The 21,510-nt window shown below is 33.9% G+C and carries 20 protein-coding genes and 1 pseudogene; 15 read left to right on the top strand and 6 right to left on the bottom strand.

From position 1 onward, the window contains the following. From JCM19034_RS16710 to JCM19034_RS16725, 3 genes are all read left to right on the top strand, one after another. The gene (locus JCM19034_RS16710; protein WP_062051524.1) at nt 1-1,581 is read left to right on the top strand and encodes an AAA family ATPase; all 1,581 of its coding nucleotides are present in this window, start codon (nt 1-3) and stop codon (nt 1,579-1,581) included. 272 nt (nt 1,582-1,853) lie between these two features. Continuing rightward, nucleotides 1,854-2,285 (top strand): hypothetical protein, encoded by a 432-nt coding sequence (locus JCM19034_RS16720; RefSeq protein ID WP_062051528.1) that lies wholly within the window; start codon nt 1,854-1,856, stop codon nt 2,283-2,285. A gap of 19 nt (nt 2,286-2,304) precedes the next feature. Further along, a complete protein-coding gene (locus JCM19034_RS16725) occupies nt 2,305-2,859 on the top strand; it encodes a hypothetical protein (protein ID WP_062051530.1) in 555 nt (184 codons plus the stop codon). Nucleotides 2,860-3,341: 482 nt separating this feature from the next. Here JCM19034_RS16725 and JCM19034_RS16730 read toward each other — a convergent pair whose 3' ends face one another. From JCM19034_RS16730 to JCM19034_RS16740, 3 genes are all read right to left on the bottom strand, one after another. Beyond that, nucleotides 3,342-4,103 carry a MerR family transcriptional regulator gene (locus tag JCM19034_RS16730; protein ID WP_062051532.1) on the bottom strand — a complete coding sequence of 254 codons (762 nt, stop codon included), beginning with the start codon at nt 4,101-4,103 and terminating at the stop codon, nt 3,342-3,344. Nucleotides 4,104-4,122: 19 nt separating this feature from the next. After that, complete coding sequence (locus JCM19034_RS16735; protein WP_062051534.1) at nt 4,123-4,947, bottom strand: VOC family protein; 825 nt, start codon at nt 4,945-4,947, stop codon at nt 4,123-4,125. Between the two features lie 259 nt (nt 4,948-5,206). Further along, nucleotides 5,207-6,463: a sensor histidine kinase gene (locus tag JCM19034_RS16740; protein WP_062051536.1), complete on the bottom strand. Its 1,257-nt coding sequence runs from the start codon at nt 6,461-6,463 to the stop codon at nt 5,207-5,209. A gap of 159 nt (nt 6,464-6,622) precedes the next feature. On the opposite strand from JCM19034_RS16740, the gene JCM19034_RS16745 reads away from it, so the two are divergent. From JCM19034_RS16745 to JCM19034_RS16770, 7 genes are all read left to right on the top strand, one after another. After that, nucleotides 6,623-6,856, top strand: a complete 234-nt coding sequence (locus tag JCM19034_RS16745; RefSeq protein WP_197276432.1) for a hypothetical protein — start codon at nt 6,623-6,625, stop codon at nt 6,854-6,856. Between the two features lie 702 nt (nt 6,857-7,558). Beyond that, a complete protein-coding gene (locus JCM19034_RS16750; RefSeq protein ID WP_062051540.1) occupies nt 7,559-8,269 on the top strand; it encodes a LytTR family DNA-binding domain-containing protein in 711 nt (236 codons plus the stop codon). Beyond that, complete coding sequence (locus JCM19034_RS23510; protein WP_231687005.1) at nt 8,266-8,526, top strand: hypothetical protein; 261 nt, start codon at nt 8,266-8,268, stop codon at nt 8,524-8,526. The genes JCM19034_RS16750 and JCM19034_RS23510 overlap by 4 nt, the downstream gene beginning before the upstream one ends. Nucleotides 8,527-8,677: 151 nt before the next feature. Next, nucleotides 8,678-9,562 carry an ATP-binding protein gene (locus JCM19034_RS16755; protein ID WP_231687006.1) on the top strand — a complete coding sequence of 295 codons (885 nt, stop codon included), beginning with the start codon at nt 8,678-8,680 and terminating at the stop codon, nt 9,560-9,562. A 392-nt stretch (nt 9,563-9,954) separates the two neighbouring features. Beyond that, nucleotides 9,955-11,145, top strand: coding sequence for a glycoside hydrolase family 3 C-terminal domain-containing protein (locus JCM19034_RS16760; protein ID WP_062051542.1), 1,191 nt, complete (start codon nt 9,955-9,957; stop codon nt 11,143-11,145). A 44-nt stretch (nt 11,146-11,189) separates the two neighbouring features. Beyond that, nucleotides 11,190-11,723 carry a fibronectin type III-like domain-contianing protein gene (locus JCM19034_RS16765; RefSeq protein ID WP_269431721.1) on the top strand — a complete coding sequence of 178 codons (534 nt, stop codon included), beginning with the start codon at nt 11,190-11,192 and terminating at the stop codon, nt 11,721-11,723. A gap of 29 nt (nt 11,724-11,752) precedes the next feature. Beyond that, a complete protein-coding gene (locus JCM19034_RS16770; RefSeq protein ID WP_197276433.1) occupies nt 11,753-12,787 on the top strand; it encodes a glycoside hydrolase family 3 N-terminal domain-containing protein in 1,035 nt (344 codons plus the stop codon). A gap of 293 nt (nt 12,788-13,080) precedes the next feature. On the opposite strand, the gene JCM19034_RS16775 is transcribed toward JCM19034_RS16770, so the two are convergent. The 3 genes and pseudogenes from JCM19034_RS16775 to JCM19034_RS16785 form a co-directional block, all read right to left on the bottom strand. Next, nucleotides 13,081-13,797 carry an NAD(P)H-dependent oxidoreductase gene (locus JCM19034_RS16775; RefSeq protein WP_062051572.1) on the bottom strand — a complete coding sequence of 239 codons (717 nt, stop codon included), beginning with the start codon at nt 13,795-13,797 and terminating at the stop codon, nt 13,081-13,083. Nucleotides 13,798-13,935: 138 nt separating this feature from the next. Further along, nucleotides 13,936-14,466 (bottom strand): GNAT family N-acetyltransferase, encoded by a 531-nt coding sequence (locus tag JCM19034_RS16780; RefSeq protein WP_062051548.1) that lies wholly within the window; start codon nt 14,464-14,466, stop codon nt 13,936-13,938. 274 nt (nt 14,467-14,740) lie between these two features. Further along, nucleotides 14,741-15,117, bottom strand: a pseudogene (locus tag JCM19034_RS16785) (GrpB family protein); the annotation flags it as partial. A gap of 351 nt (nt 15,118-15,468) precedes the next feature. Here JCM19034_RS16785 and JCM19034_RS16790 point away from each other — a divergent pair. The 5 genes from JCM19034_RS16790 (at nt 15,469) to JCM19034_RS16810 (ending at nt 21,507) form a co-directional block, all read left to right on the top strand. Further along, nucleotides 15,469-17,109, top strand: a complete 1,641-nt coding sequence (locus JCM19034_RS16790) for a sensor histidine kinase (protein WP_062051550.1) — start codon at nt 15,469-15,471, stop codon at nt 17,107-17,109. Beyond that, complete coding sequence (locus JCM19034_RS16795; RefSeq protein WP_062051551.1) at nt 17,110-18,258, top strand: response regulator; 1,149 nt, start codon at nt 17,110-17,112, stop codon at nt 18,256-18,258. It begins immediately after the preceding gene. A gap of 159 nt (nt 18,259-18,417) precedes the next feature. Further along, complete coding sequence (locus JCM19034_RS16800) at nt 18,418-19,665, top strand: ABC transporter substrate-binding protein (protein WP_062051553.1); 1,248 nt, start codon at nt 18,418-18,420, stop codon at nt 19,663-19,665. 187 nt (nt 19,666-19,852) lie between these two features. Then, nucleotides 19,853-20,617, top strand: a complete 765-nt coding sequence (locus JCM19034_RS16805; protein ID WP_062051555.1) for a carbohydrate ABC transporter permease — start codon at nt 19,853-19,855, stop codon at nt 20,615-20,617. Beyond that, nucleotides 20,617-21,507: a carbohydrate ABC transporter permease gene (locus JCM19034_RS16810; protein WP_082394157.1), complete on the top strand. Its 891-nt coding sequence runs from the start codon at nt 20,617-20,619 to the stop codon at nt 21,505-21,507. The genes JCM19034_RS16805 and JCM19034_RS16810 overlap by 1 nt, the downstream gene beginning before the upstream one ends. Nucleotides 21,508-21,510 lie beyond the last annotated feature (3 nt).

The following is a 21,510-nucleotide window of genomic DNA, read 5'->3' on the forward strand; positions in this document are numbered from 1 at the left end:
ATGAGAACTTTTAATGATGCAATCAATCAAATAGAAAATGAATTAAGTGAATTTTCATACGAGAAAACCCACCAAGATAATAGTAAGGCAGAATTTAGGGTTCATATTCTTGATGAAGAAGTAAACATTTTATTATTAACAACAAGCCTAACCGGAAGTGATCGTACTAAACCTCAAATTAGAGTATTTACTAAAAGAATTCTTGAGAAAATGAATGAATCTTTGGATAATAATGAAAGGTTTTTCTGTTTGGTCCACTGTAAACATGATGAAGTTGCACTGAAATTCAATAATATTGAGCCATATAATTACATTGTATCTTTAGAAAGTGATTGGAGCAATGCCGCAGGTAGAATAGATATCAGAAGCATATATGATTATATTGAGGATAATCATACCATTAATTATAAGAAATTAAACAAATCTCAACATAGTGCAAGGAGTATAATCCAAGCAACTATATTTAAACAAACAGTTGACGGTTTTGAAAATTTCAGACAATATCTGAGCTTTTTTGATAGCCGATTGATTCATCAAGTACATGATGTACCTGATAATGTTGATAATCGAGAAACTGAAGCTACTTTGATTAATGTTGGATTAAACAAAATATATTTTGGAGCACCAGGAACAGGGAAATCGTATGGAATTCAAAAATTTATTAGAGAAAATGGGATCCCTGAGTTCGATGAAAAGAGCAGTCATCCAAACGTCTTTCGAACAACACTACACCCAGAATTCACATATTATGATTTTGTTGGACAAGTAATGCCAGAAGTGAGGTCAATAGGTAACGATTCCGATGAAACAAAAATTGAATATAATTTTGTTCCTAATATTTTCACTAAGGCACTTACATATGCTTTATCTGAAGGAGTTAGAGATAGTCAACCAGTCTTTTTAATATTAGAGGAGATGTCACGAGCAAATGTTGCTGCAGTGTTCGGAGACTTATTTCAATTGCTAGATAGAGACCCTGTAACAGGAGAAAGTGAATATAAGATAAACAATGACCTGATCTCTAAATATATATTTAATGACGATAGACAAATTTATATACCTAAAAACTTATTTTTAATTGGAACTGTAAATACAAATGATCAAAATGTTTTTGTAATGGATACAGCGTTTAAAAGGAGATTTGAGTTTGAATATATAAATGCAAACACGATTGCTCTTAGTGATTCAGACCAACCTTTAAACAATTATCGTTTCAGTCTAAAGTATAATGACGAAGAAGAGCAAGTGTTTGACTGGATTACTTTTTATAGAGCTCTTAATAGGTTTATTACTAAAAAGGTTGAGAATGGCGGTTTAGGTTTAAAAGAGGATAAGCAATTGGGCCAATTCTTTATAAAGTTCAGAAGCGGTGACGAAACGTTTAATTTTAACCAAATAAAAGGGAAATTGTTGCAATATCTATATGATGATGTTGAAGCCGTTGCCTATGCAAGTACATCAATTTTCAGTCAAGAAATTAGTAGTTTTGGTGAGGCCTATATAAAAATATCGGAAAAAGAAAATATTTTTTCTAGTGAGTTCATAAACGAATATCAAACTTTAGAAAAAATTGACTCATAGAAAGGGTAATATTCTATGTACAATAATAACTATTATGTTGTGCAAGACGGGGAACAGGTCGATCCGTTCATTAAAAATGTATTCTCACACGCTTTAGAACCTAAAGATTTTATGTTAACTAAAGATGGTGAACGATATAACTTTGTTGGTTTTATCTATTCGGATGAAGGGGTTTTGATTAGTTTTCCAAAGCATTCTTTCAAAATCAACGACTTGAAGCAAATGGTGAAAAGGAAATTTGAGTTAAGTAAATATATTGGAGTCTTGTTTCAATGTATAAAAAAACTGCTGATATTAGAAATGATAAATTTGTAGGCATAAGAAGTGAGTTGAATTCGGATTATCCCTTTTTAGATTATTTCGAGATATACAGTTATTATCAGAAATACGGGTTATTCACAAATGAAAAGGAAATCAAAAAACTGGGCTTCAATGGTAGGATCTCTTGGAAAGATACGATAAATAAATCACCTAAAATAATTAATAATAACAATCTACTGTTTTTACCCTTAGTTATCAAAGAAAATAAAGAGCAACATGTATTTATAAGTAAATGTATGGCGTATGTCATTGATTCCACCTTAGAGAGGTTTTCTTTATTTTTAGAAGGAGTTAGGACCAATTTAGATACAAAGGATATTGACTTTTCAAACAAGTCCTTGGTTATATCTAAATTAAAAAAAGTAAAAAAGAACTTTATTTAAAAATATTCATCAACGGTTAGTGGATACATTAATTTCCTTTTTTGAAAAGGATAAAAATATAGGTGGGAATTATCAATTAAAAATATATTCTTTTCATTTGGTTTGGGAAAGTATGGTGAAAGAGTATTTAAGAACTAAATTTAGTGGATTAAATAATAATTTAGCAATAGAATGGTCAGATCACTTAAAAAATAATAAATTTGAAAAAAATATATTTTATCCAGATGTTAGAGGTGAACGAAGTTACAGTATTGAACCAGATTATTATTTAGTTGCAAATAATAAAAGATATATTTTTGATGCGAAATATTATCAGAAGTTAGTGGGTTTAGATTACAAACAAATAGCTTATTATTTTTTATTAAAGCATTACGGATCACATAGAGATGATAATGGAAATATAGTAAATGAACCAGAAACATATAACGCATTAATTTTGCCAACTGAATATGAAGAGTATAGTGAAGTTCATTTTGATTTAAATACTGAATATAATCTAAATGAGACACAATTTATTATTATGGCATACTATTTTAATACGCTTAATGTAATGCAAAATTATATAACTCTTTAATAAACTTGAATGTCAAATCCAAAGACAATAACGTTAGAACATCGTGGCTGTAATGATGAATATACATCTTAGCAATTTACCATTTCGGTAGTTCCTCTTATGGGTAGCGATTACGAAACGCCAGATTTAAGGAGTTTGGTTTTTCGTTGGTTTTTCGCTCCCCATTCACATAACCCTTCCAAGATAGGTAAACGTGTTTTCGCTTCAGTTCGTTAAAACGAACAGGCTGGTTTTCTGCTAGGAGATAACCATTTTCCACTTCCTGACAATGACAGCTGGCAGCCTCATTGCGTGACAGAGCTAGCGTTTCCTGAGTAACTAATCGAAATCAGTGCCGTCGCCCACACTGACTAACTGATTCATCGTATAGAATGGAACAGCGTTAGCTAGCATAGTCATTCGAAAAACGGCTGCTATCTGTAAAAACCTCAATGGTTTTTCCCGTTATTGTCACCCTTAGCAAATCCGAACGAAGAGCACCGTCATTTTACAATCGGTATAAGAAAATCATACATGTCTTCATCTATACTTGCGTATCGTTCGAGCTTATAATCAGCTGGCACAAAGCCGTAGCGGATGACGATTTGTATATAAGAAAAACATAAAAAGGCATCATCCGCACGACAGTTTTCCAAAACTGCAAATAAAGTAGGAGGAACTCGTTCAAGGCGGATATGATCGAGATGGTTTTCCTCTAAAGTAAAATGGTGATCAACTTCGAATCCGATTTCTCCAATAATACTATTCGAAGTAATTGCTTCTGTTTTTACATAAACATGGTCAGAAACTACTCGTCCATTTAAGTGTTCTTTCGCTATGTGGAAATATTGCTTGAATGGATGTGGGTTTCGTTTTGCTTCCACCCTCTGCCAGACGAGTATTTTTTCCTTTTCCCACTTTGATAGTAATAGCGTTTGCGTGTTATTCGCACGTATTCCTCCTACATATTTTCGTGCTGCCTTTATGGCTTCGAATCTTTTATCTAAATCCTTTTTCCATTGTTGTAACATTGCCTTTTTTTCTTCATCGGTTGCATCACAATAACACTTTATGTCTTTAATGGCTATGTTGGCTTGCCTCAATGAATCGATCATTTTGGCAAGATGAATTTGTTCAGGTGTATAAGCTCTATAACCGTTCTCTAAACGAGTTGACGGTTTTAACAAACCTTTTCTATCATAAAATCGAAGTTTACTTGGAGGTAGTCCTGTTCTACTCGAAAATTCCTGGATCGTGAAATGCATATGTACCACCTAAGTCATATTATTTAGCGATGTAGGACCAAACGTTAATACGATTATGATCAGGATCGTATATATGGAATCCACCCCAGTCGTTAATTGGATCGCCAGCAATTTCCGACGGCTTGACTCCGTTTTTTATTAATTTGTTATACTCCTTAAAAAATACCTCTGGACGAATATCATAATAGGTTCTAACCTTATTATCGTTCGGCTTATCAAGAGGTTTGTCCGTTTGTAACAGCCAAATATTATCCCAAAAGCTTTGCTCTAAAACATTCCTATAAAACGCATCCTCTGTTTGAAGATGTGCATAGCCTTTTTTCTCATCAACCTTTTCTATGTCAAAACCGAGATGTTTTTCATACCATGCTGCTGATAATTTAGGGTCTTTTACATGGATAATTGTACTTACTGAACCAAATCCAACAATTCCGGACGGAGGATACTCCGTTTCATCCTCTCCTCTAGCTTCCTCTGCAATAGTTAGTTTCGTATTTTCAAATGCGATTATATCACAATATCGTTGCCCGTTCGGCAGTGTTTTTATTTCGGTAAACGGCACATGTTTATCTGCAAAATAGCGTAATGTCTCATCAAGGTCGTACGTGGCAAAACCGAGCCGAACGTTCCCCTCATTATTTGGTGACTGGAAATGATCATACTCCCCTTCAAATGACTTAATGGTAATAACCCCAGACCGCGGCATTTTCATAAACGCCTTTCTTCCTACCCAGGAAGTGATTTTATCTAAGCACCTCCAGCCCAACAGCTCTTCATACCAATCCACAGCATTGTCAAAATGATCAGGCTCAACCATTATAAATCCTCCGTCCCATCGATACATCGAAAACACCCCTTAATCCTTTGATAACTTAATCATAAAGGTTAAACATAGTTTAATGTCAACATGAAATAAGGAAATTGTTAAAAAAATTACAGGTTTACTTTGACCTATATGTAGTTCGATGATGAAGAATCTTGAAGCAGAAGCTATGTACTAGACAAAAAAGGGCTGATAACGATTCTATCATCCCTTTTGATAAAGCACTCAAACAAACTAGTGTACGATAGTGGCTATAAATTGTATGAAATTGTCATTAACATCATTTCATTTGAAGCATAGGTAGGCGGATGTAAAAACTTGTCCCTTTATCGACTTCACTTTTCACATTTAATTCTCCTTGCATGGCTTCAATTACTTTTATTGCTACTAGCATGCCAAGACCTGTACCTTCCCTTCCTTTTGTCGTAAAATAAGGTTCTCCTAATCGTAATAATTGTTCCTTCGTCATGCCTTTACCATTGTCAGATATCACTATCATAATATCATCGTTCTTTACCCCTGCTTTTATTTTAAGCTTTCCTGTGTCGGGCATCGCTTCAATACAATTTTTTGTAATGTTTAATAAACATTGCTTAAAATGCTGTTCTTCACCCTTAGTATACAAATTAGTTACATCTGTTTCTATTTCAATCCTTCTCATATTAGCTAATGGTGCAATGAGATTTAGGGTGTGTTGTATCTCTTCTTTTATGTTCAATGTTCTTTCATTTTCAGGAGCAGGCTTTGCAAAAGTTAAATAATCAATAATAATTTCATTTGCACGATCAACCTCATCAATAGCAATTCTCAAATATTCTTTTCTTTGGCTCTCGGTTAAATCATTTTGAACCATTAATTGCAAGAAGCCTTTTACAACCGTTAATGGATTTCTAACCTCATGTGAAACAGAAGATGCGAGGTGACTGACAACTTCCATTTTCTCTGCTTTTAATACACGCTTACTTATAACTATACTTTCATTAAAAGCTTCATATAGATAAATTAATAAAGATGTGGAACAAATTGTAATCAAGAGATAAAAGGAAATAGTAAATGCACTGAAAGGCATCTCAAATATAAAAATGGAATTTAATAACGCAAGAACACCGGCCGATAGTGAAAGAGTCGTTCCTATCATTACTTTTTTCGTTCGTGTAGCTTTATTAAAAGATTTATGCATTGTCAATAATGAAAAAGTTAATAGCGTTACAACGATTAATGTAGCAAATGCACCTAACCCACCAATGATAAAACGGTATATAATAATGGCTCCACCTAGTAGAAGAATCGAATGAGCCCCACCATACAATCCACCAATTGTTAGTGCTACTAACCGTAAATCAAAAATATAACCGTCCTCCACTGGTATTGGAAAGGCCATGCAACTGAAGATGGCTAATGATGTTGAAATATTATAAATCCATATTTTCTGTTGATTTGGAATTTTTTTAATATTTAATTCAATAATAATTGGTGTAAAAAGTAAGAATAGAATTAAGAATAGGAAATTTAATAATAGTTCTTGTAAACCAAACATAGAATTCCGCCTGTTCATAATTTGAATTTAATTGTTAATATTGAACTTAATAGATAACTTTATAACTACTCATATATTATTCTAACAAATTAGTTTCAGTCTGGGGCATTCTATATTAAAGTAAATAGTTAAAATAATTAAATGTAACTTTACAGTGATGTGACCAATACTCAAACCTTATTTGCGGGTGTAACGTTTATCGAAATGCGGTTAGAGTCTTTTGGTTATATTTTTGGTTCCAATCTTGAACTAGGTAATGAAGCGGCATTTGAGGCAGGAAGCCAAGCTGTTAAGGGGATTATGCTCTTTGCTGTAACATGGGTATTATCAAGTATTGTAGCTTTCTTAGATGTAGAAAAAAACTTGCAGATTAATTTAGGGTTTATATGTTAATTGGAAAGAGATTCTATTATAGAAAATAAACGTCTAAGTTGTAAGTTTTCGTATATTCTATATTTCAACCTCTATCTTTTGTGGGTTCTACAAAAGATGAATAGGATGCAAGGTAGTATAAACATAAAAACGGACGATAGCAAGTATTGATTTATTGAGCATTGGAACCATATAAAAGATCTAAATAACCCGCAAAGTACTATTTCAATCAACAAATACCAACATATACTTAAAACAACTATGATAAAATAAATGATAATTATTGCTAAGCTGAAGTTAGACTAGTGTAATAGATGAGTGCTAAACAAGAGAAAAAGAAGAAAAGGGATTCGATTTTATTTAATTCAATTGCTTTTTTTAGCATTATTATTTATTCATATGGAAATTATCAACAGTGATGTTCCTATGCAGTTTTTTGTTCCTAATATAATGGTGTCTATTGGAAGAATGGTGGTTTTTATTTATCTTAGCTGTGACTTGTCTATTCTAAGTTTGACAAACCTTTTGAAAAACGAGGAATAGGTGTTACAAACAGTGATATTTTTAAGAAGGTACAAACTTATTAATTACGCCTCATATTATGCTAATAAGGTATGTTTAAAAGTTCGAAAGAGATAGATAGTAGCAAATAAGCTTTATAATTTCCCCACTAATAAACCTATTACATAGGTTTATTAGTGTAATGGAAGGAGGCATATTTAAATGATACGTATTGCAATTGTAGAGGATGAACTTCGCTATCAAGAACAATTAATTGAATTTCTTCGCCGCTTTCAACAAGAAAAAGATGTGAAGATTGAGATAGAGACCTATTCAGATGGCGATGAGTTTATTGGAAAGTATAAAGCACAATTTGATATTATTTTAATGGATATCCAACTGCCCTTTATAGATGGTATGTCAGCAGCAGAGGAAATAAGGAAAATAGATTCTAAAGTAGTTATTATTTTTATTACGAATATGGCACAATACGCGATTCAAGGCTATGCTGTCGATGCATTGGATTACGTTTTAAAACCAATTACGTATTTTTCATTTTCAGAACGGTTAAATAGAGCTTATGAACGTATGAAGAAGAGAGAAACCAAATATTTAACGATAAGATTAAAAGGTGGGATAACAAGATTAGAGCTTTCTGATGTTTATTATATTGAAAGTCTAGGGCATAAGCTTATCTTTTATACGAAAGAAGGAGAGTTAATGTCTTCTGGAGCGATGAAGGAATTAGAAAGGGAATTAAAAAATTACCATTTTTTCCGTGGACATAAGGGCTACCTGATTAATTTGGAGCATGTAAGTGGGATGAATGATAGTAATGCTGTTGTGAAGGGAATCAAGCTCCCAATCAGCCGTACTAAAAGAAAAGCTTTTTTGGAAGCTTTAGCTGATTATTGGGGGGATGTTATTAAATGAGTGAGTTTTTTCCAGAAATACCCAGGATATATACAGCGTTTGCAGAATGGCTCGCTTGCATCGTTTATATCTCAATTTTAAAAAGAAGATTAAACGGGTGGAGGTTTTTTGCATTTATAGGCGGGGTTTTCATTTTACAAGCTGTTTTCTTAGTTGTAACTAGAGATTTACCGATCGTTTTTTGGGTACCGAGTATGTTAGTCGCTGTTGGAATGATGTTTCTATTGATTTATATATGTTGTGATATCACGCTATAGAAGCCGGGTATTTTAGTGTGAAGGCTTTTGTCGTTGCTGAATTAATTGCATCATTTCAATGGCAAGTACATTTTTATCTCTGGCGTGGCGAAAATAGCATACTGTATTAGAAATCTTTTTATTAGTCATCATGTATGGGTCTTGTTTTTTTGTGATTTGGTTATTGGAAAAACGTCACATCCCGGATGAAGGAAAATTAAACATTCGACAGCGAGAGTTGTGGTCTACAGTTGTAATTGGGGCAGCTGTATTTTTTATTAGTAATCTAAGCTTCGTAACGACTAGAACCCCCTTTAGTGGGCATTACTCACAAGAAATATTAAATATTCGCACGTTAGTTGATTTAGGGGGATATGCGATATTATATGCTTACCATATCCAACTAAATGAGTTACGGATTAGACATGAGCTAGAAGCAATGCAAAAAATACTTCAAAATCAATACTCACAATATCAACAATCAAAAGAAAGTATTGAGTTAATTAACTATAAATACCATGATTTAAAGAATCAAATCATTGCCCTTAGAGCAGAAGAGGACCCTGAAAAAAGAAACACTTATTTAAATGAAATGGAAGATGGGATTAAAGCTTTTGAGGCACAAAATAAAACAGGCCATCATGTATTGGATACGTTGTTAGCCAGTAAACAGATGTATTGTATTAAGAACGGAATTACTTTAACGTGTGTAGCGGATGGAACGTTACTTAATAATATGGATGTAGTAGATATCTGTACAATTTTCGGCAATGCGTTAGATAATGCAATAGAGCATGAAATGAAAATTAAAAATGAAGAAAAAAGATTAATCCATGTTTCCTTATTTACACAAAAAGAGTTTGTGATGATTCGTTTTGAAAATTATTTTGAAGGTGATTTGAAGCTTGAAGGTGATCTACCGGCCACGACCAAGAAGGATAAATTTTATCATGGCTATGGATTAAAAAGTATTCGCTATACGGTTCAGAAGTATAATGGTGTCGTTAAAGTTGGTCTTAATAACAATTGGTTTGAATTAAAGATAGTAATTCCATAGTAATTAATAAAGGTTAAACGCTTATATAAATTGATTTAAATGAAACTGCTTGGATATGTGGATTTATCCAAGCAGTTATTCTTTTTAATGCAGTACATGTAAAAATAACTACCGTTTATGCACGTGAAATGTATTAGTTAATATGTATGTTAAAATTTTTTCATCGTAAATGAGGAAGAATTATGCTTTGAAATGAATGCCTTTACATAGCTACTACAAAACGAAATCAATTGCTTAAGAATTCCAGTTGTAATTGGTTGAAGTCTAATGATGTAGTTCCTCAAATTAATGATAGGGGGTACGATAGTACTTAAGTTAAGGAGTAAAGACCATAAATAAAATGTAGTTTAGTTTTCTTTAGTTTTTATGAATAGAAAGGAATGAAAACAACAATGAAAAATTTATCAAAACCGGTTGCCATTACCATATACGTAATTAGTTTTCTATTGTTAGTGGGACTTGCTGTAGGTAATTATTATGCTGATAAGTATTCACAAATTATAACAACCTATTTGGGACATTCAAACAGTGAAATAGTTGATTCTGACGATGCTGACACTATTAATAGTGAGTATTACAAAAGTGATTATCAATCTTCAGATGAGGTACATGAATACTCCGCACAAGTAGGTCAGAAGATTGTAGAAGAAGGTGCTGTACTGTTAAAAAATGAAAACGATACATTGCCATTATCTGCCGGAGACAGAATTAGTGTGTTAGGTCAAAATTCTGTTGATCTAATATATGGAGGTGGGGGTTCTGGGTCAGTTGATACGAGTAAGGCACCAGACTTATTAACTGTACTCAATAGTTCTGGATTCAACGTTAACGAGACACTTTGGGAGTTCTATGATACAGGTGCTGGATCTTCTTACAGGAAGGAATTACCAGACCTATATGGAGAAGGAGATTACGCTGTAAATGAAGTTCCTTTGAGTGATTATACAGATGACGTAATGAGTAGTTTAGAAGATTACAACGATGCGGCTGTAGTAGTAATTGGTCGAGCAGGAAATGAAAGCTCTGACCTTACAACTGAATCACTTTCAACTGGATATCATTATCTTCAACTAGATGATACTGAAGAAGAAATGCTTCAATTTGCGTTAGATAGTTTTGAAACAGTTGTTGTTGTATTAAATACGTCCAATCCAATGGAACTTGGATTTTTAGATGAATATGATATTGATGCAGCCTTATGGATAGGGGCATTAGGGCAAAGTGGTGCTTATGCAATTGGCGAAATATTAAATGGAAGCGTTAATCCTTCGGGGAGATTAGTAGATACGTATGCTTTTGATGTGAAAAGTGCACCTGCCATGGCTAATTTCGGTGATTTCAATATTACTAATAGCGAAGTGAGTATGGGAAATAAATACATGGTTTATGGGGAAGGTATTTATATTGGCTACCGTTACTATGAAACTAGGTATGAAGATGTGGTACTTGGAAATGAAAATATTGATAATTTTGATTATGAATCACAAGTACAATTCCCATTTGGCTATGGACTATCTTATTCAACATTTGAATGGTCAGATTACAGTGTTACAGAGGGAGATGACACATTTGAAGTTCCTTAACAGTAACTAATACAGGTTCAGTTTCCGGTAAGGATGTTGTTCAAATTTATATGCAGTCACCTTTTACTGAATATGATAAGGAAAACAACATAGAAAAGGCTTCTGTAGAGTTAGTAGGCTTTGCAAAAACTTCAGAACTCGAAGCAGGTGAGTCGGAAACAGTTTCTATCGTAGTAGACAAAGAGGAAATGAAAACATATGATGCATTCGGATACGGGACATTCATCGTGGATGCAGGAGATTACTATTTTGCAGTTGGTGAAAATGCACATGATGCATTGAATAATATATTAGTAGCAAAAGGAAAATCAACTGAAGATGGAATGACTTATGAGGGTAATGCTGAATATGTGTTTAGTTATACAGTAGAAAATCTTGATTCAACAACATACGCAGTTTCACAGGAAACTGGAAATGAAATAGTTAACCAGTTTGATAGTGCAGATATCAATTACTATGATTCATCCTTTGAATACCTATCTAGACGTGACTGGACGGGTACATGGCCTTCGACATATGCAGATGGAGCAATGAGTGCATCTGATGACCTGCTTGCTGATCTTATCATCCTTCGATAGAAGAGAGTTCGGACGCAGTAATGCCTGAAATGGGTAAAATTAGTGAGGATTATGGAAAGTTGAATGTTGCTATGTTCGTAGGGCTTGATTATGACGATGAGCTTTGGGATGTGCTTTTAGATCAGATAACACTTGATGAAATGACTGAACTAGTCAGAATGGGTGGTTACGCAACCGTACCAATTCCATCCATTAACTTACCAGGAACTATTAATAGAGATGGACCTGCTGGAATTTCCGATCGACTTGCTGGAGGAAGAATATCGGCTATGGCTTTTCCTGTTCAAACTGTACTGGCTTCTACCTGGAATGTTGATCTAGTAGAAGAGATGGGAAGGTTAGTTGGTGAAGATAGCATACACTCTGATGTAGCTGGATGGTATGCACCTGGTGTCAATCTTCACCGGTTACCATTTGGTGGAAGGAACTTTGAGTATTTCTCTGAGGATAACTTTCTGTCAGGTCAAATGGGTGCAAGTATTGTTGCTGGTGCTCAATCTAAAGGGGCATTTACAACTGTGAAGCACTTCGCTTTAAATGAACAAGATACTAATCGAATCGGTGGGGCTATATTTGCAAATGAACAATCCATACGTGAATTATATTTAAAACCTTTTGAGATTACAGTTCGAGAAGCAAATGTAAGTGCTGCTATGGCAAGTTTGAATAGAATCGGTGCTCGTTGGAGTGGTGCACATGAAGGATTAATGACAGAAACGCTTCGTAATGAATGGGGATTTGAAGGATTGGTTGTTACTGATCAGGCATCTTTCTCGGTATTTGAGTATCAAGATATAATAGCTGGTCAAGAAGCGGGAACGAATCTTTGGTTGAATACAGATTCTAGTTTATGGACTTTTGACGAAGAGGATTTAACTCCAACTGTTGTAAATAATATAAGAAAGTCTACGAAGGACATTCTTTATACGATTGTAAATAGTCATGCCATGAATGGTATGTCTTCGAGTTCACAAGTTGTTCCTGTAACACCATTGTGGAAGTACTGGTTATTAGGTGCAAATATTTTAGTTGGATTATTAGCCTTTCTGGTATTTTATTTGTAACTAGACGACTTTTAAAACAGAAAAAAATAACTGTATCTTAGGGGAATGTGGAAATTCATCAAACTATTTTGAATTGGTTTAATTTACCAAGAATATAATAGCACAGGATACATCAGAAAAAGATATATTATTATTCAAGATTGGCAGTACTTTCCTTAGTACTGCCAACTTTTATAAAGAGATGCCTTTTTGCTAATTAAATAACTGCAGAGGAGATTTTAGTTAACTTAACGACCTTATTTAATTAATTAAAAAAGCAAGGGGAAAATACAACGTTGTCTCCCAAAATTTTATTACTCGACCCACTCCACAATATCTTCCATCGGTTTTCTCACTTTTGGTCTAGGTTCTTTTGCACGATAGCCGAATGCAACCATAACAGAAACAGCTAAGTGCCCATCTTCTAGTAAGCCTTCTTCGCCGAGGAGTGCTTGTACTTTATCATAATCAAACCCTTCAATTGGACAAGAATCGATGCCTATTTGGGCAGCAGCGGTCATCATATTAGCTAATGCAATATATGTTTGCTTGCTCGCCCAATCAAACATCGTACGTTCACTTTCCAGTAAATGAAGGTCATTTTCTTGAAAGCTTTTGTATCGATCGATCATCTTTTCAAAAATGTCCTCTGGGACCTGTTTTACGTTTAACATTAGGTTAGCCACATATTCACTGTCATATCTCGTATCCTTAATTGTTCTAGCAAGGATAATAACAAAATGACTTGCTGTTGGGAGCTGCCCTTGTGCACCCCAAGTTATTTCTCGTAGCTTCTCTCGTAATTCCTTGTTTTGAACAACGACAAATTTCCATGGTTCGTACCCGACAGAGCTTGGGGACAATCTTGCTGTTTCTAATATAAATTGGAAGTCTTCATCAGAAATCTTTTTCGTTGAATCAAATTCTTTCGTAGCATGTCTAAAATGAAAGGCATCAAGAATTTCTTGTTTTTTTCTTCTCGATTCATTTATGTTTCCTCCTTTTTGTGTGTCACGCTTTTTAGAACACATCTTATTTGTGTTAACAATAGTATCAAATTTATTTGAAAATTTCATGAGATTCGCTTTACGTTTAGTATTGACTTTTATTACAATATTTACCGCTTAAGTGTTACGAATTTTAGAGTAGGGATTTCTAAATAATATCACCTATACATTTATACTATTTCTTTTCCACTCCTCTTCTAAAATAGCGTAATAATATTCATCCCACCATTCATTTCCCTTTGGAATACATTTTTTAAAATAGCCTTCCCTTCTCATGCCAATCTTCTCCATAACTCGATATGAAGGGATATTCTCTGGCTGACACGTTGCGATAATCCTATGTAATTTCATTTTTTCAAAACCGAACTTTACCATTGCTTGTGCTGCTTCAGAAGCATACCCTTTAGTGTGATACTTCGGGTTAAATACCCACCCAATCTCATAAGTATGCTCACCAAAATACTTTAAAAAAACGATGTGTCCAATAACAATATTCTCATTTATTAATACTACAGCAAACTTCTCAGCCGTATCATCAATGTTAGTATTTATGAACTCTTTTACATTTTCTTCAGAAAAAACACCCTCTGGTATATATTTCATCACATGAGCATTAGAAGTATATTCATAGACAGCTTGCCAATCATTGAATTTAAAATTACGAATCAATAACCGTTTTGTTTTTATGTGCATTACGTATCCTCCAATTAAAGACTAATCCGATAATCCTTGTTTCGATATTAAGACAAAAATAACCTCTAAAAATAATCCTTTATCAATTAAAAAGTACCTTTGGCTAAATAAAAGGTGCTTTACTATTTAATGTAGTAAAACACCGGTAGATCTCTATTCTATTATCTGTTGGTTATGAATTATTGCCATTTTCATACCATTCCAGTGCTTTGAGTTCTATTTCTTTAACAAGATAATCTTTACTGTTTATGTACGATTGAATGTCATAAGGAAATTGTTGTGCTAATTTCTCTTTTATTTCACCATATTCCCTCATTTCCTCTGGATGTGATCTTAAATAATCACGAAAGGCGAGATGTCGTTTTGTTTCATCACTTCCGCTTTGATAGATATGTATGTGATGAGAGCGATTGACCCCACCTTTTTGAAAATATCTCCTTCCAGGTATTCCATTTTCACCTTTAGCTCATAGCCGATTTTTTGCATCTCTACATTATATTTATCAACTTTGTTAATATCGTTAACAACAGGCATTATGTCTATTATTGGCTTTGCTTTTAAGCATGGAACAGAGGTACTACCAATATGATAAATATCTACGATTTCATTTCTAAAAATAATAGTTAATTTTTCAGCTTCTTCTATAAACATGTCAATCCATTTCTTATTGTATGAACATACTTCCACTTTTCGCAAATTAGTCCCTCCTAATGATCATATAAATCGAGCAAAATAACATCTCAAATATACATTATTAGACATTTTGTCTTCATTAAAATATTCTCTCATAATTAAACGTAGTAGACAGCTAACAAAAAATCTAATATATTTGACTACAAATTAAGTTTAGTGCTGTTACAGACGTTGATTATACTAAAAACACGTTAAAATACAGGAAATATATGTTAAAGGAGTTACAATGGCTATAAAAAACGTTTTTATGTTGCTTTTGCAAGCCTTATTTTAATCCCTCTCATTTGTTTAGGATGGATTTCATATGAAGTGTCCTCGAATATTTTAAAAGATCAAATCAGTCAACATATGTTAGATACACAAAAGGCGATCAATTTAAATATTAATTCTATTATGGGGGAAGTGGATTTATTTACAGAATATATCATTTATTCGGAGGCAGTCCAATACTATTTAGATCAAGACGATTGGGAGACGGTATCTGAGAAGGCATTGTTGGAAAGCACGATGAAACGGTTGTTTTTTAGCTATCCTTATACTTATGATTTTTTGTTAATTAGTAAAAATAAAGAAGCATTTTCTTTTATACATTCACCACACATTTCAGTTGATACATTAGAATCAATGGACTTTTTCCAAGAAGTAAAAAGGAAGCTAGGGGCTCCATATTGGATAGGACCTATAAATAATACAGACTTAGTTGGACAAGATCAGACGTTGTTTACAATTGGACGAAGTATATTAAATCCGAATACGCTTGAGACAACAGGGTATTTATTTTTGCATATTAAACCAGAAATGCTTCGTACAACAGATCAAATAGCTCAAACTAGCGATAGTGAATGGGTCATTTTAGATGAAAAAGGTTCTGTGATTTATAGTGCTAGCAACGAACTAATATCGGAGGATTTCTCCCTATATACGAAAGGGGAGTATAAAGGTGGAACCGGGTCAAGTATGTATCAACGTGGAGATGGGAAAGAGTTTTTATTAACTCACTCACCAACTATTAATGATTGGACGCTTATCTCGATTAAAAGCTGGGAAAGCGTAAATGCTCAAATTAAACCTATTAAAAATATTACCATTATCCTTATTGTTGGTTTATTGATCTTATTTACATTTTTCCATCGGGTTCTTACGCAAAAGCTTATTACCTTCTTCACTCTTCTAAGAGATAAAATGGTTCAGACTACTGAGGAGAATTTAGAGGTTCAGATGCCGAATTTTAAAGAGCCTGAACTCCAGACTGTTTCAAATGGTTTTAATGAGATGGTCAGTAAATTAAAGGTCATGATTGAACTAGTAGAAGAAAAGCAAAAACAAAAACAGCTGGCCGAGTTTAGAGTATTACAACACCAAATTAATCCGCATTTTCTTTACAATACGTTAGAAGTAGTTAATGCATTAGCTAGTTTGGATAAAAAAGAAGAGGTTCAAAAACTCGTAACGAATTTAGGGAAATTGCTAAGGATTAGCTTAAAGGGTCCTTATGAAATTTCAGTTGATGAAGAATTAAGGCATGTGACTAGCTATTTAGAAATTCAGAGAATAAGGTATAGTCAACAATTTAACTACAAAAATGATATAAATGAAAATGTTAAGGGATTCAATATTCTCAAGTTAATTCTACAGCCACTTGTAGAAAACAGCATTGAGCATGGGATAAATCATGAAACATTTAACTTTATTACGATTCGAGCTGAGAAACTAGGAGATAGAATGTTGATTTTTGTTGAAGATAATGGACCTGGGATTTCTGAGGAGAGCTTAACGCGATTGAGAACTAAGAATAGTTATACTAAAAGTGAAGGACATGGGGTACTTAATGTACATGAGCGTCTACGTATGTTCTATGGATTAAAAAGTGGACTGATGATATGTAGCTCGGACAAAGGTACAATCATCCGCATCAGCATTCCTATTAAGAAGGAAAGAGATGATCAGTAGATGTATAACGTAATGTTAATTGACGATGAGAACATCATTGTCGAAAGCTTGAAGAAAACAATAGCATGGGAATCTTTAAATTGCCAAGTGATAGCAACTGCTAGTAACGGACGTGAAGCAATAGAGCTGTATAATAAATATAAACCGGATATCGTTATTACTGATATAAAGATGCCAGATATGAGTGGAATTGATTTCCTAGTATCGATTGTTCCTGAAAGGAAATCTGATAAAATCATTGTATTATCGGGATACGATGAGTTTTCCTTTGCACGTGCTGCCCTGAAATATAAAGCATATCAATATTTACTAAAGCCTATTGACCGTGAAGAATTATATCAAGTGATTCAACAAGCAATTATAGAAATCGAAGAAGAAAAGCAAATGATTCATTCCACGGATAAGCAAAAAATCTATGAGATATTAATTCGAAAAATAGATATATCCGAGCAGTTAGACGATTTTAACTTTCATGAGTATGGTGTGGTGATTGTCGAAAATGTCAATTCCGAAGATCTAGCTTTAGAGGACGTTCACACAAAGGATACTTTCATGTATGTGTATCATCAAAATAAAAGCCGAGTTGTGATTGTTTTTGGGTCAATAAGAGATGTAATGTCAAAAATTGAATTAGTTGCGAAAGAAAAAATATTAGACACGTTTCCGGAAGCGATAGTATTAGTCGGTACTGTAACTGATAAACTTAAAAATTTGAATCACTCGTATGAGTTCGCTGTTAAGTTAACGTCGATAAGCTCCTTTGTTGATAGTAGAATGATCACTGTAAATGATTATAATAGTTATCAAGAATTAACAAATGATAGTGCTGAAGTGCTAAAACAAGCAAAAGAGTATATTGAAACGCATTACCAAAAAGATGTAACGAATGAAAGTGTGGCTAAGCATTTTGGCTTTAGTCCAAGTTATTTTAGTACGTTATTTAAAAAATACCACGGATTAACATTTATCGATCATCTAACTAATGTACGAATCAAGCATGCATGTAGATTACTTGAAGATACGAAAAAGCCAACGTATTTGATCGCCAATCTCGTTGGATACGAGGACCAACGATACTTTAGTCAAGTTTTCAAACGCAAAATGGGATTAACACCTAGTGCGTATCGTAAAGATCATAGTAACGAGTAATGTAATAGCTTACATGGGGTATGATCCATCGTAGGCTATTTTTGTTACTTTCTATCGGTATTAAAGCGTTTTCGAAAAAAATTAAACATTTTCCGAAAGAACACAGCATTATGCAAACGTTTACTTCTGTGTATGATGAATCTAAGGGGGAATGAAAAAATGAAAAAAATAATTTTATTAACTTTACTATCAATTGCACTACTTACTGGCTGTGGAGATTCGGATGCTGATTCAAATGAAACCGCTTCAAACAATAGTGATGTCACTACTATTGAATTCTTTCAAGTGAAGCCTGAAGCTGTCCAAACTTTTAATGAATTAATTGAAAAGTTCGAGGGTGAATACCCAAATATTAAGGTTGAGCAAAATACAGTACCGGATGGCATGACAGTTCTGAAAACGCGTTTCTCGGCAAACGATATACCGGATGTCTTTATTACATATCCAGTAGAAGCAGATTATGTTTTACGGGCTAATAATGACTACCTATTAGATATTACGGATGAACCATTTATAGAGAAAGTAAACAAGGAGATTCAAGACCGTTATATTGAAAATGACAGAATGTACGGAGTAGCTCTTTCGTTAAATGCAAATGGTGTTTTATATAACAAAGAGATATTTGAAAAGCATGGAGTCGAAGTTCCCGAGTCATGGGATGAACTATTAACGGTTATGGAGACATTGCAGGAGGCTGGGGAAGTACCTGTTATTATGGGGAACCAAAACCCCGACCAAACATCAATCTTTAATTTAAACTTTATTGCACAGGAATTTGATGCAGATTACTGGGAAAGCTTAAATGCCGGTAATGAAACAATTGTAGGGGACCCTCGTTGGGAAAAAGCTGCTCAAAAAATGCTAGATGTTCTCCAATATGCTCAGGATGATCATATGGGTACAGATTATGACCAAGGTAACACTATGTTTGCTAATGGCGATGGAGCGATGTATTTCATGGGTGCATGGGTACTACCAACACTTCGGGAGATGAATCCGAATTTTGATAATGAATTTGGTTACTTTCCGTTTCCACAAACAAATAACCCAGGAGAGAATATCACAATCTCAGGTGTTGATGTTGGGTTATCAATTGCAGCAAATACGGAATATCCGGAAGAATCGTTAAAATTTGTTGAATTCCTGATCGATGAGGCACAAACATTTGCCGATTTAGATGGTTCATTTAGTGCTGTGGAAGGTGTAGAAATTAGCGATTCAATTTTACAAGGATTGTTGCCACAGATCGAGTCAGGTCAAGTAGCAAATTGGCCAAACCATTATTGGGCTGGCGGAACTGCAGCAGAAGCTGATTTCCGAAGCCACTCACAAAATTTCTTTATTCATCAAGATATAAACCAATTCCTTCAAGACATAGAAGAAATGTTTGCTAGTTATCGTCAATAGTTCCTCATAAGGGTGGCTCCTCGCTAATAGCCTGAGCCACCCTACAACTATAATATACCGAGGTGTCCATCATGAATAACAATATTTATAGAAGTATGAGTCGTGGCTATTTCCTTCTATTAATACCCGGACTGATCCTTCTAGGATTTTTTATGTCTATCCCCTCATAAGTGGTGTTTATTTAAGTATGACAAGTTGGGATGGAGTTAGTCGTACAAAAGATTTTGTCGGCTTTTCTAATTATGTGGCCATATTTAGTGACTCGAGATTTTTGAATTCATTAGGCTTTACATTTAAGTACGCTCTAGTTTCAACGATTTTATCAAATATTATTGCAATAAGTGTTGCGATGGTGCTTGTATCCAAAGTGAAGTTTCAAAGTTTTTTCAGAGGGCTCTACTTTTTCCCAGCTGTATTAAGCATGTTAATCATAGGCTTCATATGGAAACAAATCTATTTTAGTTTCATTCCGTATTTAGGAGAAAAATTAAATATTGACGTTTTACAAACGAATTTGTTAGGTAATCAAGATACTGTATTTTGGGCACTAGTAATTGTTACGGTATGGCAAGCTTCAGCCATTTTAGTCATTATCTATATGGCTGGACTGCAAACGGTCCCACAAGAGGTATATGAATCAGCCGAAATAGACGGTGCGATAGGCTTTAGAAAGTTTGTTTCGATAACTTTACCACTTATCGTTCCTTCTATAACAATCTGTTTCATTTTAGCAATGAAGCAGCATTTAATGGTGTATGACTATATTGTTGCCATGACTGGTGGAGGGCCGGGTTTTGCGACAGAATCTGTTACTCTTTTGATTTATAATTTAGGGTTTCTAAATAATAGATTTGGCTATGGTACAGCTGCTGCCCTTCTATTATTCTTAATGATCGTTATCATTTCATTCATACAGATCTTCTTCTTACGCAAAAAGGAGGTACAGCTATAATGAGTACTCCACAACGCACAATAACAAACGATGATAATGTAAAAGCACAATCAAGTCAAAGAAAAAGAGTTGGGAACATATTAAAAAGGTCTGGTCTATACGGTTTCATAATAGCTGGAGGACTTGCTATTTTGTTTCCACTTTATTTGACGGTTGTTACTGCTTTCAAAACACCAGAAGAGACGAGAATATCGTTTTTAGCTTTACCAGAAAAACTTAATTTTACAAACTTCATTGAAGCTATTAAGATGACGAATTATGGCCAAGGTTTTATGAATTCTTTTACGATAACAGCTATTTCCATTGTTTTTATTATATTGCTAGGTTCTAGTGTTTCGTATTCAATTGCTCGTAATCAGAATAAGTTGTTTTATCGGATTATGTACTATTTCTTTGTAAGTGGGTTATTCGTCCCCTTTCAAGTTTTAATGCTACCACTTATTCAGCAACTAAGCACAATTGGGATGTTAAATAAATGGGGATTAATCTTGCTTTATATAACGTACAGTTTATTCCAAAGTGTATTTCTGTATGTTGCTTATTTCAAATCTATTCCAAAAGAGCTAGAAGACGCGGGTTTAATTGATGGTTGTGGCGTGTTCCGGATGTTTTGGCATATCATTTTTCCAATGTTAAAACCAATGACCGTTACAATTGCCATTTTAAATATTATCTGGATTTGGAATGATTTCTTAATGCCATTGGTCGTTTTAAATGACTCAAGCGATTGGACATTACCATTGATGCAGTATGTGTTCGAATCTCAATATTCTGCGAATTATAATCTAGCATTTGCTTCATATTTAATGGTCTTATTACCAGTTATTATCGTTTATTTATTCCTACAGAGACACATTATCGGTGGCGTATCTGAAGGTGCAGTTAAATAGTAG

This window comes from Bacillus sp. JCM 19034, from assembly GCF_001310635.1.
GTDB lineage: Bacteria > Bacillota > Bacilli > Bacillales > Bacillaceae_D > Halalkalibacter.

Excerpts from the sequence above, each read along its gene's own strand:
- JCM19034_RS16710 (WP_062051524.1), top strand. The coding sequence starts at position 1 with ATGAGAACTTTTAATGATGCAATCAATCAAATAGAAAATGAATTAAGT.
- JCM19034_RS16720 (WP_062051528.1), top strand. The coding sequence starts at position 1,854 with ATGTATAAAAAAACTGCTGATATTAGAAATGATAAATTTGTAGGCATA.
- JCM19034_RS16730 (WP_062051532.1), bottom strand. The coding sequence starts at position 4,103 with ATGCATTTCACGATCCAGGAATTTTCGAGTAGAACAGGACTACCTCCA.
- JCM19034_RS16735 (WP_062051534.1), bottom strand. The coding sequence starts at position 4,947 with ATGTATCGATGGGACGGAGGATTTATAATGGTTGAGCCTGATCATTTT.
- JCM19034_RS16740 (WP_062051536.1), bottom strand. The coding sequence starts at position 6,463 with ATGTTTGGTTTACAAGAACTATTATTAAATTTCCTATTCTTAATTCTA.
- JCM19034_RS16750 (WP_062051540.1), top strand. The coding sequence starts at position 7,559 with ATGATACGTATTGCAATTGTAGAGGATGAACTTCGCTATCAAGAACAA.
- JCM19034_RS23510 (WP_231687005.1), top strand. The coding sequence starts at position 8,266 with ATGAGTGAGTTTTTTCCAGAAATACCCAGGATATATACAGCGTTTGCA.
- JCM19034_RS16760 (WP_062051542.1), top strand. The coding sequence starts at position 9,955 with ATGAAAAATTTATCAAAACCGGTTGCCATTACCATATACGTAATTAGT.
- JCM19034_RS16770 (WP_197276433.1), top strand. The coding sequence starts at position 11,753 with ATGGGTAAAATTAGTGAGGATTATGGAAAGTTGAATGTTGCTATGTTC.
- JCM19034_RS16775 (WP_062051572.1), bottom strand. The coding sequence starts at position 13,797 with ATGTGTTCTAAAAAGCGTGACACACAAAAAGGAGGAAACATAAATGAA.
- JCM19034_RS16780 (WP_062051548.1), bottom strand. The coding sequence starts at position 14,466 with ATGCACATAAAAACAAAACGGTTATTGATTCGTAATTTTAAATTCAAT.
- JCM19034_RS16795 (WP_062051551.1), top strand. The coding sequence starts at position 17,110 with ATGTATAACGTAATGTTAATTGACGATGAGAACATCATTGTCGAAAGC.
- JCM19034_RS16800 (WP_062051553.1), top strand. The coding sequence starts at position 18,418 with ATGAAAAAAATAATTTTATTAACTTTACTATCAATTGCACTACTTACT.
- JCM19034_RS16805 (WP_062051555.1), top strand. The coding sequence starts at position 19,853 with ATGACAAGTTGGGATGGAGTTAGTCGTACAAAAGATTTTGTCGGCTTT.
- JCM19034_RS16810 (WP_082394157.1), top strand. The coding sequence starts at position 20,617 with ATGAGTACTCCACAACGCACAATAACAAACGATGATAATGTAAAAGCA.